Annotated in this window: 14 protein-coding genes; 3 read left to right on the forward strand and 11 right to left on the reverse strand. The window is 71.8% G+C overall.

Translation table 11 applies throughout. From position 1 onward, the window contains the following. The first annotated feature begins 29 nt into the window (after window positions 1-29). Window positions 30-1,358: a UDP-glucose dehydrogenase family protein gene (locus tag ACFYV5_RS27030; protein ID WP_389172642.1), complete on the forward strand. Its 1,329-nt coding sequence runs from the start codon at window positions 30-32 to the stop codon at window positions 1,356-1,358. A 69-nt stretch (window positions 1,359-1,427) separates the two neighbouring features. Here ACFYV5_RS27030 and ACFYV5_RS27035 read toward each other — a convergent pair whose 3' ends face one another. The 4 genes from ACFYV5_RS27035 to ACFYV5_RS27050 all read right to left on the reverse strand — a co-directional run bounded on the left by ACFYV5_RS27035 (window position 1,428) and on the right by ACFYV5_RS27050 (window position 5,504). Beyond that, a complete protein-coding gene (locus ACFYV5_RS27035) occupies window positions 1,428-2,366 on the reverse strand; it encodes a membrane dipeptidase (protein ID WP_389172644.1) in 939 nt (312 codons plus the stop codon). A 173-nt stretch (window positions 2,367-2,539) separates the two neighbouring features. Beyond that, the gene (locus ACFYV5_RS27040; RefSeq protein ID WP_389172646.1) at window positions 2,540-3,754 is read right to left on the reverse strand and encodes a dipeptidase; all 1,215 of its coding nucleotides are present in this window, start codon (window positions 3,752-3,754) and stop codon (window positions 2,540-2,542) included. Continuing rightward, the gene (purE, locus tag ACFYV5_RS27045; RefSeq protein ID WP_355114693.1) at window positions 3,751-4,284 is read right to left on the reverse strand and encodes a 5-(carboxyamino)imidazole ribonucleotide mutase; all 534 of its coding nucleotides are present in this window, start codon (window positions 4,282-4,284) and stop codon (window positions 3,751-3,753) included. The genes ACFYV5_RS27040 and purE overlap by 4 nt, the downstream gene beginning before the upstream one ends. Before the next feature lie 5 nt (window positions 4,285-4,289). Beyond that, complete coding sequence (locus ACFYV5_RS27050; RefSeq protein ID WP_389172648.1) at window positions 4,290-5,504, reverse strand: 5-(carboxyamino)imidazole ribonucleotide synthase; 1,215 nt, start codon at window positions 5,502-5,504, stop codon at window positions 4,290-4,292. An 88-nt stretch (window positions 5,505-5,592) separates the two neighbouring features. Between ACFYV5_RS27050 and ACFYV5_RS27055 the strand changes: the two genes are divergently transcribed. Next, window positions 5,593-6,168, forward strand: coding sequence for a GtrA family protein (locus tag ACFYV5_RS27055; protein ID WP_355114619.1), 576 nt, complete (start codon window positions 5,593-5,595; stop codon window positions 6,166-6,168). Window positions 6,169-6,189: 21 nt separating this feature from the next. Here ACFYV5_RS27055 and ACFYV5_RS27060 read toward each other — a convergent pair whose 3' ends face one another. After that, a complete protein-coding gene (locus tag ACFYV5_RS27060) occupies window positions 6,190-7,455 on the reverse strand; it encodes an ATP-binding protein (RefSeq protein WP_389172651.1) in 1,266 nt (421 codons plus the stop codon). A gap of 92 nt (window positions 7,456-7,547) precedes the next feature. Further along, window positions 7,548-8,225, reverse strand: a complete 678-nt coding sequence (locus ACFYV5_RS27065; protein WP_355114615.1) for a response regulator transcription factor — start codon at window positions 8,223-8,225, stop codon at window positions 7,548-7,550. A 426-nt stretch (window positions 8,226-8,651) separates the two neighbouring features. On the opposite strand from ACFYV5_RS27065, the gene ACFYV5_RS27070 reads away from it, so the two are divergent. After that, a complete protein-coding gene (locus tag ACFYV5_RS27070) occupies window positions 8,652-10,157 on the forward strand; it encodes a peptide MFS transporter (RefSeq protein WP_389172653.1) in 1,506 nt (501 codons plus the stop codon). 85 nt (window positions 10,158-10,242) lie between these two features. Here the strand turns inward: ACFYV5_RS27070 and ACFYV5_RS27075 are convergent, their stop codons facing one another. The 5 genes from ACFYV5_RS27075 to ACFYV5_RS27095 form a co-directional block, all read right to left on the reverse strand. Beyond that, window positions 10,243-11,550 (reverse strand): hypothetical protein, encoded by a 1,308-nt coding sequence (locus ACFYV5_RS27075; RefSeq protein WP_389172655.1) that lies wholly within the window; start codon window positions 11,548-11,550, stop codon window positions 10,243-10,245. Window positions 11,551-11,564: 14 nt separating this feature from the next. Then, complete coding sequence (locus tag ACFYV5_RS27080) at window positions 11,565-12,713, reverse strand: hypothetical protein (protein ID WP_389172657.1); 1,149 nt, start codon at window positions 12,711-12,713, stop codon at window positions 11,565-11,567. After that, a complete protein-coding gene (locus ACFYV5_RS27085) occupies window positions 12,710-13,531 on the reverse strand; it encodes a hypothetical protein (RefSeq protein ID WP_389173159.1) in 822 nt (273 codons plus the stop codon). The genes ACFYV5_RS27080 and ACFYV5_RS27085 overlap by 4 nt, the downstream gene beginning before the upstream one ends. 23 nt (window positions 13,532-13,554) lie before the next feature. Further along, entirely contained in the window at window positions 13,555-14,226 is a 672-nt protein-coding gene (locus tag ACFYV5_RS27090) for a peptidase (RefSeq protein WP_355114607.1), read from the reverse strand. 223 nt (window positions 14,227-14,449) lie between these two features. Beyond that, entirely contained in the window at window positions 14,450-14,884 is a 435-nt protein-coding gene (locus tag ACFYV5_RS27095) for an ATP-binding protein (RefSeq protein ID WP_355114690.1), read from the reverse strand. Window positions 14,885-14,969: the final 85 nt, after the last annotated feature.

A 14,969-nucleotide genomic window follows, 5' to 3' on the forward strand; every position in this document is an offset into this window, starting at 1 on the left:
ATTCCGCCCGACGTCCACTGGAGTCCCGTATGGCCCTCAAGATCACCGTGATCGGCACCGGATATCTCGGGGCCACGCACGCAGCGGCCATGGCGGAGCTCGGGTTCGAGGTCCTCGGCCTCGATGTCGTGCCCGCGAAGGTCGAGATGCTGGCCACCGGGCGCGTACCGATGTACGAGCCCGGCCTTGAGGAGCTGCTGTCCCGGCACGTCGCCGGGATCGAGGGGTCGACGGGCCGGCTGCGCTTCACCACCTCCTGGGAGGAGGTCGGCGCCTTCGGCGACATCCACTTCGTCTGTGTGAACACTCCGCAGAAGCACGGCGAGTACGCGTGTGACATGAGCTACGTCGACGCCGCGTTCACCTCGCTCGCGGGTGTGGTCCGGTCGGGCGCGCTGGTCGTCGGCAAGTCGACCGTGCCGGTCGGCTCGGCCGAGCGGCTGGCGACGTTGCTGCCGGAGGGCGTCGAGCTGGCCTGGAACCCGGAGTTCCTGCGGGAGGGCTTCGCGGTGCGGGACACCCTGCACCCGGACCGGGTGGTGGTCGGTGTGCAGAGCGAGCGGGCGGAGAAGCTGCTGCGCGAGGTGTACGCCGGGCCGATCGCCGAGGGCTCGCCGTTCGTGGTGACGGACTTCCCGACGGCGGAGCTGGTGAAGACCGCGGCGAACTCCTTCCTGGCGACCAAGATCTCCTTCATCAACGCGATGGCGGAGGTCTGCGAGGCCGCGGGCGGCGACGTCGCGAAGCTGGCGGAGGCGATCGGTTACGACGAGCGGATCGGGTCCAAGTTCCTGCGGGCCGGGATCGGCTTCGGCGGCGGCTGTCTGCCGAAGGACATCCGCGCCTTCATGGCGCGGGCGGGCGAGCTGGGCGCGGACCAGGCGCTGACCTTCCTGCGGGAGATCGACTCGATCAACATGCGGCGCCGCGGCCAGATGGTCGAGATGGCGCGTGAGGCGCTCGGCGGCGGGTCGTTCCTGGGCAAGCGGGTGGCGGTGCTCGGCGCCACGTTCAAGCCGGACTCGGACGACGTCCGGGACTCGCCCGCGCTGAACGTGGCCGGACAGATCCACCTCCAGGGCGGACAGGTCACGGTCTACGACCCCAAGGGCATGGACAACGCGCGGCGGCTCTTCCCGACGCTGGGGTACGCGGACTCGGCGTTGGAGGCCGGGCGGGGAGCGGACGTGGTGCTGCACCTGACGGAGTGGCGCGAGTTCCGCGACGGGCTGGACCCGGCGGAGCTGGGGGAGGCGGTGAGCTCGCGGGTGATCCTGGACGGGCGTAACGCGCTGGACTCGACGCTCTGGCGCGAGGCGGGCTGGGTGTACCGCGCGATGGGCCGCCCGCGCGCGTAGAGCCTGTACGCCTGACATGACGGTGCCCAACCGCCCCCGGTCGACCGGGGGCGGCGGGGCACCGTCGTGTCAGGCGTGTCCGTCGTGTGAGACCGCGCGGCGGAGGCGGGCCGTGCGGGCGAGGAACTCGGTGTCCCGCAGGACCCTGATCGCGTTCGCGCGAGCCAGGGCGGCCAGGTCCGGGGCGGGCCAGTCGCGGTGGAGCAGCTCGGCGAAGAGCGGGGCGTACCCGGTCGCCGGGTCCACGGTGTGGGAGATGCCCACGCCGTGCGGGCCCGCCACGGCACGGAGGCGGTCGAGGGTGTCGGCGGTCGCCAACAGGTCCTCGGTCACCGGGACCATGCAGACCCCGCCGTTCTCGCCGAGCAGGCGCAGGACGTCGTCCGGCAGCTCCTCCGGATCCGCGCGGGTCAGCAGGACCGGGGCCCTGGTGAGCGCGAGGGTACGGCGCACCGATTCGGGGTCGGCGCCCGAGAGGTCCACGACGACGCCCAGACGGTTCATCTCCCGTACGGCCTCGCGGGCGAAGCCGTCGAAGCGGGGCAGGTTCACGGCCCGTACGCCGAGCACCTGGTAGGCCCGCAGCGTGGCGAGCGAACCGCCGACCGCGGCCCAGCTGACCGGGCCGAGGAGCGCGGCGACCCGTCCGCAGTTGACGGCGTGGGCCATCTCCGCGGTGGTGTGCGCGAGGCGCAGGTCCTCGGGGCAGGCCGCGACGAGCGCGCGCATCGCGTCGATCCGCCGCAGCGTGCCGACCACGCCCTCCTCGGGCTCGGCGTGCAGGGACCAGAGCTGGGCACCGGTCTCCGCCGCCCGTACCGGCGGAAGGTCCTCCGGGTCGAACACCCTGGGCGGCTCCGTGTACCCCTCGACGACGGGCTGCTCCGCGAGCAGGGACCGCGCCCGGGCCGACTCGTCGAGTGACCCCTCTTGTTCGGGAAGGTCGGGCTCTCCGACATGGCCGAGGGGCGCGACGGTGACAGGCTGGTGATCATCAAGATCTGCCATGGCGGTACTCCGAACTGAACGAGGCAGTACCGCCCCACCGTGACAGTCGCGCCCTCCCTCGGCGCGGCGGGGCGCTCCGTTCGGGTGACCGCCGCCCCCGACCGCCGGCCCGGACGCGCCAAGGCCCCGCCGAAGCGGGGCCTTGGACGGCCAAGACCTGTCCCGTCGTCCCGTCAGGAGGACGGGGTGTCGAGCGCGTCGATCGTCGCGTTCGACGGCCCGCGCGTCGCCCGCAGCTCGCGCGAGACCGCCTCCGCGTCCCGCAGCGCGCGGACCGCGTTGGACCAGGTGAGCTTGGCGAGGTCGGCGTGCGACCAGCCGCGGTGCAGCAGCTCCGCGATCAGGTTCGGATAGCCGGCGACATCGTCGAGACCGGCCGGGGTGAACGCCGTACCGTCGTAGTCGCCGCCGATGCCGAGGTGATCGATGCCGGCGACCTCGCGCATGTGGTCGAGGTGGTCGGCGACGGTCGCCGCGGTGGCGATCGGGCGCGGGTTCTCCGCCTCGAAGGCGCGGTGGATCTTCATCGCCGCCGGCGTCGTGTCGAGGTGGTGGAGTCCGTGCGCCCGCATGTTCTCGTCGGCCCGCGCCGTCCACTCCACGGCCTCGGGGAGGATGAACTTCGGTACGAACGTCGCCATCGCCACTCCCCCGTTGCCGGGCAGCCGCTCCAGCACGTCGTCGGGGATGTTCCGCGGGTGATCGCAGACCGCCAGCGACGAGGAGTGCGAGAAGATCACCGGCGCGACGGAGGTGGCGAGCGCGTCCCGCATCGTCGTCGCCGCGACGTGCGAGAGGTCGACCAGCATGCCGATCCGGTTCATCTCCCGGACGACCTCGTGGCCGAAGGGCGAGAGCCCGCCGACGCCGGGCTCGTCGGTCGCCGAGTCCGCCCACGCGGTGTTGTCGTTGTGGGTGAGCGTCATGTAGCGCACGCCGAGGGTGTGCAGCGCGCGCAGCGTGGCGAGGGAGTCGTTGATGGAGTGGCCGCCCTCGGCGCCCTTCAGGGAGGCGATACGGCCCTCCCGCCGCGCCGACTCCATGTCGTCCGCGGTCAGCGCGGGGGCCAGTTCTCCCGCGTACCGCTCGAGCAGCTGGTCGACGATGTCGATCTGCTCCAGGGTGGCGCTGACCGCGTCGTCGCCCGTCAGATCACAGGGGACGTACACCGACCAGAACTGGGCGCCGACCCCGCCCGCACGCAGCCGGGCCAGGTCGGTGTGGAGCGCCCCGGTCTGGTCGGCCGCGATGTCGAGGCGGTCCAGGTCGTAGCGCACATGCTGGCGCAGCGCCCACGGCAGGTCGTTGTGGCCGTCGACCACGGGCGCGGAGGCGAGGAGCTCCCGCGCCTGGGCCAACCGGTCCGCCGCGCTGACCGCGCTGCTCACTTGGCGAAGCCGAACGACTCCGAGCCCTCGACCTTGGCCCGCAGCCGCTTGCCCTTCTCGGTCGCCTGGTCGTTGAGTTCCTGGAGGAACTCCCGCATCCGGCCGAGCAGTTCGGCGTCGTGGGCGGCGAGGATCCGGGCCGCGAGCAGACCGGCGTTGCGCGCGCCGCCGACGGAGACCGTGGCCACGGGCACACCGGCCGGCATCTGCACGATGGACAGCAGCGAGTCCATGCCGTCGAGGTACTTCAGCGGCACGGGCACGCCGATGACGGGGAGCGGGGTGACCGAGGCGAGCATGCCGGGCAGGTGGGCGGCGCCTCCCGCGCCCGCGATGAGCACCTTGATCCCGCGGTCGGCGGCGTCCTCGCCGTACGCGATCATCTCGCGCGGCATCCGGTGCGCCGAGAGGACGTTCACCTCGTACGGGATCTCGAACTCGTCGAGGGCCTGCGCGGCGGCCTCCATGACGGTCCAGTCGGAGTCGGATCCCATGGCGATGCCGACGACGGGGGCGGTGGCGGTGCTCATGCTGCTCACTCGGTGATCGTTCCTCGCAGATAGCCGGCGGCGTGACGCGCGCGCTCCAGCACGTCGTCCAGGTCGTCGCCGTAGGTGTTGACGTGCCCCACCTTGCGGCCGGGCTTCACGTCCTTGCCATACATATGGATCTTGAGCTGCGGATCCCTGGCCATGCAATGCAGGTAGGCGTAGTACATGTCCGGGTAGTCCCCGCCCAGTACGTTGCACATGACCGTCCACGTCGCGCGCGGGCGCGGGTCGCCCAGCGGAAGGTCGAGGACGGCCCGCACGTGGTTGGCGAACTGCGAGGTGATCGCGCCGTCCTGGGTCCAGTGGCCGGAGTTGTGCGGACGCATGGCGAGCTCGTTGACGAGGATGCGGCCGTCGGTGGTTTCGAAGAGCTCCACCGCCAGATGACCGACGACGCCGAGCTCCTTGGCGATCCGCAGCGCCAGCTCCTGCGCCTGGCCGGCCAGCTCGTCGGACAGGTCCGGCGCGGGCGCGATCACCGTGTCGCAGACGCCGTCGACCTGCTGGGACTCGACGACCGGGTAGGCGACGGCCTGGCCGTGCGGGGAGCGGACGATGTTCGCCGCGAGCTCGCGGGCGAAGTCGACCTTCTCCTCGGCGAGCACCGGGACGCCCGCACGGAACGGGTCCTCCGCGTCGGCCTCCGTGCGCACGAACCAGACGCCCTTGCCGTCGTAGCCGCCGCGCACGGTCTTGAGGATGATCGGGAAGCCCCCCACCTCGGCCGCGAAGGCCGCCGCGTCCGCCGGATCGGCGACGATGCGGTGGCGCGGGCTCGGCACGCCGATCTCGTCGAGCTTCGCGCGCATCACCCCCTTGTCCTGGGCGTGCACCAGCGCGGCGAGCCCGGGGCGGATGACGACGCCGTCGTCCTCCAGGGCTCGCAGATGCTCGGCGGGGACATGCTCGTGATCGAAGGTGATCACATCGCATCCGCGCGCGAAGTCACGCAGCGTGGCCAGGTCGCGATAGTCGCCGATGACGACATCGCTCACCACCTGGGCCGCCGAGTCCTGCGGGGTGTCACTGAGCAGCTTGAACTTGATACCGAGGGGGATGCCCGCCTCGTGGGTCATACGGGCGAGCTGACCGCCACCGACCATACCGACTACCGGGAACGTCACCCTCTTAGGGTATCCGCACCATGCGCGGACCCTCCGCCGCCTGTGGTTTATGACAGCGAGGCGGGGTTTCCCCATGGTTTGCAATGTCCCCGGGCAGGTGCCAGACGGGCTGGTTAGCATGGCTTGGTCGACGAAACCGAACGGACGGGGCTGAGCAATCACCATGAGTGAACCCAGCGCACTGCGTGTGCGGCTTGACCGGCTCACACGCGAGTTCGCGAAGTTCGGTGCGGTCGGTGGTGTCGGCCTCCTGGTGGACCTCGGGGTCTTCAACCTCGTACGCCATCTCACGGAGGTCCCCGTCGTCCGGGCGAGCATCATCGCCACCGTCATCGCGATCGGATTCAACTACCTGGGCTTCCGGTACTTCACCTACCGGGACCGCGACAAGAGCAGCCGGACGAAGGAGCTGACGCTCTTCCTGCTGTTCAGCGTCGCCGGTCTGGTGATCCAGAACGGCATCCTGTACGCGGCGACGTACGGCTTCGGCTGGGACAGCCCGCTGCAGAGCAACTTCTTCAAGTTCTTCGGGATCGGCGTCGCGACGCTGTTCCGCTTCTGGTCGTACCGGACCTGGGTGTTCCGGACGCTGCCGGCGCGGGAGGCGGTGCAGACGGCCGAATCGTTCCTGGAGCGGGCGCCGGCCCAGACGCCCGTACAGACGGCCGCGCAGGCACCCGTACAGACCCCGGCGCAGGCCACCAGGGCCACCAGGAAGCAGCCGGACCGCGTTCCCTAGCACTCGCGCACACGAGCCCGGCTAGCGGACCGGGCGGGTCTGGTCCTTGCGGCTCCTGACCTCGCGGCCCAGGAAGAGCGCGAACACCGGAGGCTGCTGCTGGAGCAGCTCCAGCCGGCCGCCGTCCGCCTCCGCCAGGTCCCGGGCGACGGCGAGGCCGATCCCGGTGGAGTTGCGGCCGCTGATGGTCCGCTCGAAGATCCGCGCGCCGAGGTCGGCGGGGACGCCCGGGCCCTCGTCGGTGACCTCGATCACCGACTGGTTGCCGGTGACCCGGGTGCGCAGGGCGACGGTGCCGCCGCCGTGCATGAGCGAGTTCTCGATCAGCGCGGCGAGGACCTGCGCCACGGCTCCCGGGGTGCCGACCGCGCGCATGCCCTGCTTGCCCGAGCGGACGATGGCCCGGCCGGCGCTGCGGTAGGCGGGGCGCCACTCCTCGATCTGCTGCTTGACGACCTCGTCGAGGTCGAAGGCGATGGCGGAGCCCGTGCGGGGGTCGCGCGAGTTGGTGAGCAGCCGCTCCACGACGTCGGTGAGCCGCTCGACCTGCGTGAGCGCGATCGTCGCCTCCTCCTTGACCGTCTCCAGGTCGTCGGCGACGGCCACCTCCTCCAGGCGCATGGAGAGCGCCGTGAGGGGCGTACGGAGCTGGTGCGAGGCGTCGGCGGCGAGCCGGCGCTCGGCGGTGAGCATCCGGGCGATCCGCTCGGCCGACGCGTCCAGGACGTCGGCGACCCGGTCCAGCTCCGGCACCCCGTACCGCTTGTGGCGCGGGCGGGGGTCGCCGGAGCCGAGGCGTTCGGCGGTCTCGGCGAGGTCGGTGAGCGGGGACGTGAGCCGGTTCGCCTGCCGTACGGCGAGCAGGACGGCTGCGACGACGGCCAGCAGGGCCACGGCGCCGATGATCAGCAGGGTGCGGCCGACCTCCGCGGTGACCGTGGACCGGGACTCCTCGACGGTCACGGTCTCGCCGCGCTCGCCCTCGGCGCTCCCCCGGATCACGCTGCCTTCGGGGCGGGTGCCGATCTCGATGGGGGCGCGGCCGGGGATCTCGATCAGGGCGTACCGCTTGGCGCCGCTCTGCTCGGCGAGGATGTCCGGGTTGACGGGCTCCCCGCCGATGAGCCGGCTGTCGACGATGGAGACCAGCCGCACGGCCTCGGAGTCCACGCTCTCCTGGGCGCTGCTGGAGATGGTCCGCGTCTCGACGATGACGAGGGACACCCCGAACACGGCGATGACGACGAGGACGACGGCGAGCGTGGAGTTGATGAGGCGGCGACGCACGGTGCCCTCCGGGCGGGGTACGGGAAACTTCCCCGAGCCTACGGGCCGTAGGGCTCCCCGGGCCGGACGGCCCTGGCCCTACGCGCCGCCCGTCAGCTCTTCTCGAAGCGGAAGCCGACGCCCCGGACGGTGGCGATGTAGCGCGGGTTCGCCGCGTCGTCGCCGAGCTTCTTGCGGAGCCAGGAGATGTGCATGTCGAGGGTCTTGGTCGAGGACCACCAGGTGGTGTCCCAGACCTCCCGCATCAGCTGGTCGCGGGTGACGACCCGGCCCGCGTCGCGGACGAGGACCCGGAGCAGGTCGAACTCCTTCGCCGTGAGCTGGAGCTCCTCGTCGCCCATCCAGGCGCGGTGCGACTCGACGTCGATCCGGACCCCGTGCGTCGCGGGCGGGACGGCCGGCTCGCTGGCGCCGCGCCGGAGCAGGGCCCGGACGCGGGCGAGGAGCTCGGCGAGGCGGAAGGGCTTCGTGACGTAGTCGTCGGCGCCCGCGTCGAGCCCGACGACGGTGTCGACCTCGTCGGCGCGGGCGGTCAGGACCAGGATCGGGACCGCGTGCCCCTCGGAGCGCAGCCGCCGGGCGACCTCGAGGCCGTCCATGCCGGGCAGCCCCAGATCGAGCACGACGAGGTCGACCCCGCCCCTGAGTCCGGCGTCGAGGGCGGTCGGTCCGTCCTCCCGCACCTCGACCTCGTATCCCTCTCTCCGCAGCGCACGGGCCAGCGGTTCCGAGATGGATGCGTCGTCCTCGGCGAGCAGTACACGGGTCATGGGGTGATGGTAGTCCGCACGGGGGACGGCCCGGGGCGTGATCCACAGGGTCCCCGGCTACCCTGGGGATCACGGTGGCGAACCTGTGCATGACCTTGGAATGACTCCTGTTGGTTCCTTCGTCACCTGTGATCCATCTCTCAAGTCCTTCCATATCCGGCACTGTCGTGTCGTATGGTGGCGAGACGTCTGTTGCGGTAAACGGGGACCTTTGGCTGGCTTTGAGCGCCAAGGTCCTCTTCTCTGCGCGAGGTCGGCTCCGCCAACCTTGAGGACGGTGAACGACCTGTGGGCCGGGTTCCGTGGCGCGTACAGCGTCCCGGGGCGTGGATCCCGGCGGGGTGCGACCACTCCCACCGGTGCCGGCCTCCCCCACCGGGCGCACCACGCTCACAAGGCGCGCGTCCCGACAGAGCAAGGATCGACATGGCGTCCAGCCTGACGAAGGATTCCGCCGGAACCCCCGGTTCCGAGAAGACCTTCTTCGGCCACCCCCGCGGCCTGGCCACTCTCTTCATGACCGAGATGTGGGAGCGCTTCTCCTGGTACGGAATGCGCGCCATCCTCGTCCTCTACCTGGTCGCGGGTGTACTCGACGGCCCTCTGGAGGACCGTGGGGCGCTGGCCGCCTCCATCTACGGTGTGTACAACGCGGTCGTCTACATGGCCGCGATGCCCGGCGGCTGGGTAGCCGACCGACTGTGGGGCGCCCGCAAGGCGGTCCTCGTCGGCGGCATCGTCATCGCCCTGGGTCACTTCACCCTGGCCATCCCCTCCGACACGGCGTTCTTCGCGGGCCTCGCGCTCATCGCCGCCGGTACGGGTCTGCTGAAGCCGAACATCTCGGCCATGGTCGGTGGTCTCTACGAGGGCCGGCCGAGCGCCCGCCGCGACGCCGGCTTCACCCTCTTCTACATGGCGATCAACATCGGCGGCATGGCCGCTCCGCTGGTCGTCGGTTACCTCGGCGAGCACGTCAACTGGCACCTCGGCTTCGCCGTCGCCGGTCTCGGTATGACCCTGGCGGTCATCCAGTACATCCTCGGCTCCCGTCACCTCGGTGACGTCGGCAAGGAGCCGGGCACCCCGGCGTCGCCCGAGGAGAAGCGCAGCGCGCTGCGCAAGGTCCTGCTGTGGGGCGGGCTGGCCGTCGCCGCGCTCCTGGCCGACATCGCTCTCGGCACGTACGACATAGAGCACATCGTGAACGTGCTCGCGGTCCTCGGCATCGTCGTGCCGGTCGTGTACTTCGTCGCGATGTACCGCAACCCGGCCCTGGCCGCGGAGGACAAGCCGAAGATCAAGGCGTTCGCGTGGTTCTTCGCCACCGCCGTCCTGTTCTGGATGATCTACGACCAGTCGGGCTCGCTGCTGACGCTCTTCGCCGACAACAAGACGGACCGCATGATCGGCGGCTGGGAGTTCCCGGCTTCCTGGTACCAGTCGGTGAACCCGGCAATGGTCATCGTCCTGGCGCCGGTCTTCGCCGCGCTGTGGGTCAAGCTCGCCGCGCGCAACCGCGAGCCCAGCGCTCCGATGAAGTTCGCCCTCGCGATGCTCCTCATCGGTGGCTCGTTCGCCATCATGGGCCTCGCGGGCGCGGCCGCGGCGAACAGCGACACCGGCAAGGTCACCGTCTTCTGGCTGCTGAGCGTCTACCTCGTCCAGACCATCGGTGAGATGTGCCTCTCGCCGGTCGGGCTCTCCCTGTCCACGAAGCTGGCCCCCAAGCAGTTCGTCGGCCAGATCATGGGTCTGTGGTTCCTGGCCACGGCGACGGGCAACGCGCTGAACGGCTGGACGACCAAGCTCAACAAGCCGCTGGGCGACGCCATGTACTACACCCTGTGGGCGGTCGTGGCGGTCGCCGCAGGCTTCGCGTTCATGACGGCGGGCAAGAAGATCCGCGCGCTCATGGGCGACGTGAAGTAAGCCTTCGCGCCCCGCGCGACCCGAACGGGCCGGTACGAAGCACGTTTCGTACCGGCCCGTTCTCGTACCTGTCTCCGTACCTACGTCAGCGCCGCAGCCGCGCCCACGGCGTGAACGTGAACACCGCGCCGCCGAGCAGGATCACCGTGCCAGCGACCAGGGCGAGTGCGCGCAGGGCGCCGTCGTCCTCGGCGCCGGTCTCGGCGAGGCCGCCGCCGGAGCCGGCCGAGCCGCCCGAGCCGCCCGAGCCGCCGCCGGATGTCGAGCCGCCGCCGCTCGCACCGCCCTCCTGCTTGGTCGTGTCGAGCTCCAGGGAGGCCTGGACCGTGCCCTTGACCTGGCAGGGGATCACGATCGGCGAGCCGCCGAGCGAGACGTTGATGGTCAGGGTGCCGGGGCTGAGCGTGGCCTTGCCGCTCGCGCCGGGCTTGTACGTGCCCTTCATGTCCGGCAGGTCGACCGGCTTGCCCTGCTCCAGCGGGGCGGCGTTCGCCGGGCCGTCGACCTTGACCGTGCCACTGTCGGCGCCGCCGAGCTTGACCGCCATGGAGGGCTTGAGCGCTCCGGCGGGAAGCGGGGCGGGGCTGTCCATGACGCCCTTGGCGGTCTTGACCGTGAGGTCGTAGCTGCCGCCGTTCTTCTTGGCGTTGATGGTGACCTTGGAGGTGATGTTCGCCGGGCCGGGCGACTGGCAGGAGAACTGGACCGCGACCTCCTTGCCCGCGAAGTCGGTCTGCCCACCGCCGCCTCCGGAGGCGCCGCCGGACGTACTGCCGCCCGAGGTACTCCCGCCCGAGGTACTGCCGCCCGAGGTGCTCGTCGAGCCTCCCGACGTACTCGTACCGCCGGACGAGCCGCCGCCCCCGCCCGCCGAGACCTTGATCGTCGCGCCGACCGCCACCGTCTCCTTCGGCGAACACTTCGTGTCCGTCGACATCGGCTTCGAGACGTTGATGGTGTACTTGTCCGGCGTCAGCGTGATCTCGCCGGCCTTCTCCAGCTTCAGCTTGCCCTTCATGTCCGGCAGCACCATCGGGCTGTTCTTCGGGATCGGCGGGTTCTGCCGGGGCCCCTCCATGGTCAGCGTGCCGCTCGCCGCGCCGCCGACCTTGATGACGCCGGTCGGCTTCACCGTGTCCTTCTCCAGGTCGATGACGTCGGGATTCTTGGACGCGGCCTCGACCGTCTTCCAGACGACCTCGACCTCGTCGCCGACCTTCGCCTCCGCCGGCGCGGTGATCCGCACCTTCGTGGTGCCCTGCACCGGCGGCATGCCGGAGATGGACGGCGGAATGCACTCGGTCTTGAACGAGACCTCGGCGGCCTGAGCGGGGCTGGCGGCCAGCATGATCCCCGCGCCGCCGAGCATCAGCGCGACTCCTGCCGCGCTCATCCTCCGTTGCGTGCTCACTGGTGTCCCTTCGTCGTCGGGCTGATCTCTGACGGTGCGGACGGTGCGGAGTCCGGGGTGAACCACGGCAGGACCGTGGTCGCGGTGGTGCTTTCGTCCCGCTCGGGGGCGGGTCCGCATGCAGATGTACGTACGAGAGCGCGGCGACGGCGGTGTCCGGCGCGGGGCACGGCGGCGCCGCCCGGCCGGACGCGGTCCACCACCGCCATGCCGATCCGGAAGAGCGCGGCCGGGACGACCACAGCGAGCAGCAGCCAGAACAGCGTCACGCCCCAGGGCCGGCCGACCCCCCACGGTTGCTCGACCAGGACCTCGCCGGCGTACCTCACCGACACCTCGTAGTCGCCGTGCGCGCCAGCCGACAGCTCGACGGGCAGTCTGATCTGCGCCTTCCTGCCGGGCTCGATCGTGCCGCGCCACTGGCGCTCCTCGTACCGCGGGGAGAAGACACCATGGCTCGTGCCCACCTGGAAGACCGGGTCCTTGACGGGGGTCTGGCCGAGGTTGCCGACGGTGAAGGCGATCTCGCGCCGGGCGGGCGCGCCGAACCAGACCAGGACGCCGCTGGAGCCGTCGAGGCGTACGGAGGCGAGGACGGCGAGCCTGCCCTCGCCGGTGGCCTCGGGGAGCGGGGCGGTCGGATGCCCGGAGACCGTGAAGGCCACGTCCACGACGTCCTGCTGTCCGGTGACCCCGGCCACGTGCACCACGCAGGGGCAGGGCTTGGGCGGCTCGGCCACCGGCATCTTCCGGCTGAAGGCGCCCGCGGCGTCGACGGTGGCGGCCCGGCCGAGGGTGTTGGCGCAGGAGTTGGTGCCCCCGATCACCCCCTTGCCGGGCGCGGACTGCCCGCAGATCAGCAGCATCAGCAGCGCGCCCGGCTTCCACCCGGCCCCGCTCACCGTGATCTCGCCGCCCTTGCCTCCCTCGGTCTGCGACAGCTCGACGGTGGGCCGGGGCGCGGACGCCTGGGCGGTGGGCGGGAGGAGGGCGAGCGCGAGCGCCACGAGCAGGGTTCCGGCCAGCGCTCCCGCCCGGCGGGCCCGGCGGCGGGCGCGGGGCGTCGGCGTCCCGGCCCCCGTCGTGAACCGGGCGCTCCGCTGCTGCGCCCGACCCGTCCCCGTCCCCGTACCACTGGTCCTCATCGGTCCGCTCCTGCCGCCACGTCCACCACGTTCGCCAACTGGGGTTCCTCCACGGGCATCTCGTGCCGGTCCACGGCCCGGTCGCGGCGTCTTCGGGTCGCGAGGGCGGCGGCAGCGCCCGCCGCCGCGAGCAGGGCTCCCGCCCCGGCGGCGACCGCACCCCCGGACACGAACACCCGCTCGGCGCGGGCCGCCGCGGCCGGGGCGCCGGGGGCCGTGGCCCGCAGGTCGAGCGTGACCGAGTCGAGCGCGGGCGGGTCGGGCCAGGGTTCGGTGCGGGTGATCCGTTCGCCGGGGCGCAGGGTGAGCGGCAGGGCCCGGGCGGCGCGGTCGAGGACGGTGCCGCGGACGCCTTCGGCGCGGAGGGACAGGCTGGGTGCGAGCACCGTGTTGCCGCGGTTGACCAGGGTGTAGTGCACGGTGCCCGAGCCGTCGAGCCGTACCTTCTCGACGGTGAGCGCCGCCAGGCTCGGTCCGCTCACCCGGAGGTGCACCGGCACTCGCACCGCGCGCCCGCCCGCCTCGGCGCTCACCGTTCCCCGGTGCTCTCCGGGCGCGGTGTCCGCCGTGACGGTGACGGCGAACGGCACGTCCGCGCGGGTCCGCGCCGGTACCGTCACCGTCCGCGCGGCGAAGGCGAGCGGGGTGCCCTGGCCGCTCAGCCGTACGGTGAGCGGCTTCGGGCCCGGGTTGGTGACGGAGAGGGTGTCCTCCAGGACGCTGCCGGCCGCGCCCTCCAGATAGACGTACGGACGCCCCTGGGCCGCGCCCGCCGTCCATCCCGGCGGTGCGGGCGCGGCCGCCACCACGCCGAGCATGACGGCCACCCACGCCCCCCGCATCAGCGCGCCGTGCGCCGCGTGAGCCAGAGCACTCCGGCCGCGCCGGTCAGCAGCACCGTGCCGCCGAGGGTGCCGAGCGCCGTCGCGGAGTCGAGCGGTCCGGTCTTCGGCAGTTCGCCGCCGCCGGTGGCCTCCGTCTCTCCCGGGGATCCGCCCCCGGCCGTCACGTCGAGCTCCAGGGACGGCTTCGGGTTGTTCTTGGGGGTGCAGACGGCCGCGTCCATGCCGAGGGCGTGCACGGTGAGCACCCCGGCCGTGAAGGTGACCCTGCCGCTCTTCTTCGGCGTGTACGTGCCGGTCAGCCGGCCGATCTTGATGGGGGTGTCGGGTGGGATGGCCGCCGTGTTCGGCACGCCCTTGACCTTGATCGTGCCCTGGTCCGCCCCGCCGAGCCTGAGCTCGGCGCGCGGGGTCATGACGCCCTTGGGCAGTTCGATGGGGCTGTCGGAGACGCCCTTCTCGAAGGACATGGTGATCGTGTAGGCGGTGCCGCTCTTGACGGCCGTGATGTCGACGGGCGAGACGGCGCTCTTGGGGCCGATCTTCGTCTCGCACGCGTAGTCCACGTCGACGACCGCGGCCTGCGCGGCAGGGGCGGAGACCAGCACCGCCGAGCCTGCCGCCGCCGCTGCCGCTGCCAGCGCGACGGCTGTTCTCCTCCGGTACGGCACGATCCAAGCACCCCTCACCGCAAAGTTACTGACGGCTTATCAGATTGGGCGTCAAGGTACGCCTGGGGCGTTGCGGAGGGAAGACAAAAGGAGGACCGAAGTGTGCGCCCGTCGCCGGGCGCCACCGCGGTCCTCGCAGGCGCGTACGACGCGCGCGCTGGGTGTGCGTGCTGGGTGTGCGTGCCAGGTGTAGTGGGCGCGCTGGGCGGGCGCCCGGTGGGCGCTAGGCGGGAGCGGCCAGTTCCGCCCAGACCGTCTTGCCGGGGGCACCCGGCCTGCGCTCGATCCCCCAGTCCAGGCAGAGCCGCTGCACGATGAACATGCCGTGCCCGCCGGGACGCCCGCCCCGGTGAGGCGTGCGCGGCGCGGGCTGTCCGGCGCCGCGGTCGGTGACCTCCAGGCGCAGCACCCCGGCCCGACGTACCACGCGCAGCGCCTCGGGGCCGTCCGCATGCAGACAGGCGTTGGTGACCAGCTCGGAGACGACGAGCAGGACGTCCTCGGCGGCGGCCCGGGCGTCGGCGGAGGCGGCGGGCAGCCAGCCCCAGTCGTAGAGGGCCGTCCTCGTGAAATCGCGAGCGAGCGGGACGGTGCCGCTGGTGGCGCCCAGCGCGAGCGTACGTGCGTCGAGGCCGACGGCGCCCACGACAGGGCCCATCGAAGCCTCGACCTCCCTGCCACCGGCAGCAGTGTCCATCAGCGCTTCACCTCACCGATTCAACCGGCTCAACCGAATCAACCGA

Source organism: Streptomyces sp. NPDC003035, from assembly GCF_042888285.1.
Taxonomy (GTDB): Bacteria; Actinomycetota; Actinomycetes; order Streptomycetales; family Streptomycetaceae; genus Streptomyces.